Below are 881 nucleotides of genomic sequence, written 5' to 3'. Positions count from 1 at the left end.
ACCTGCACCTGCACCTAAAGCCACTGGGCTGTTATAGAACTTACCAACTTGGGGTTCTATCGGTGTCATGTATGGTGGCAATGTTGGTCTTGGATATTTGAATGCCGTTTCTAGTGGGTCTGCTACTGTTATCAGGTTCACCATATTGAATAATGGTAATGACATTCCTACCAGTACGCCGCCGAACAGTATCAAGGAGTGCTTGTTCTTCTTTGTTGCCCAGTAGACTAAGTCCAACAGCATTGCTGATGGTAACCAAACTGGTACTACAATGAAGTCATATGGATATCCTAGCGAAAACCATGCGGCTTTTGCTATCCATGTGTATACTGTCATAATTAGAGCGTAGTACGTTGCTGTGCCTGGAACGCCAGTAAATGTTAGGTAATATGTAGCACCTACAATTAGCATCAACGTTTGCGATATTGAAAATACCGTGTACGAAGTCCAAGCCCAGTCAGTGTAGAAGATGTAGTCTCCTGCATTAATTGTTAACAGTGTAGAGTTAACTGCAACAACTACTATGAATAAGTAGTGTGTACATCGTCTTAACCAGACCATAAGATGTCAAAGAAACGGTCAGTATATAAAATTTTAGAGTATGATGAAGATCGTTGTTTTTGACTTAAAGCAAATGCGGTCAATTACCATTATTCCAAACTAAAATGAAAAAGAAATAGTCTGAGGGGTTTCCTTGTGATTACCAGCCAACAAATAGTGATACAAATAGTACGAATACAACTGCACCAGCAACACTAGCACCAATGATGCCATTGCTATTTTTGTTGGAACCTTCTTCCATGACTTTAACACAGAAGATGTAACCTATTGCCTCAATGATTGTAAGTACGATGAATGCAAAGTGACCACTTGCGGTTGGA

The 881-nt window shown here is 40.2% G+C and carries 1 protein-coding gene and 1 pseudogene; both read right to left on the bottom strand.

The window, feature by feature from the left end; genetic code table 11:
- A partial coding sequence (locus tag BD31_RS00150; RefSeq protein ID WP_008296640.1) for an ammonia monooxygenase family protein occupies positions 1 to 561 on the bottom strand: 561 nt, incomplete at its 3' end.
- 139 nt (positions 562 to 700) lie between these two features.
- A pseudogene (locus tag BD31_RS00145) lies at positions 701 to 881 on the bottom strand (hypothetical protein); the annotation flags it as partial.

This window comes from Candidatus Nitrosopumilus salarius BD31, from assembly GCF_000242875.2.
GTDB lineage: Archaea > Thermoproteota > Nitrososphaeria > Nitrososphaerales > Nitrosopumilaceae > Nitrosopumilus > Nitrosopumilus salarius.
This window is presented reverse-complemented; position numbering and strand designations above follow the sequence as displayed.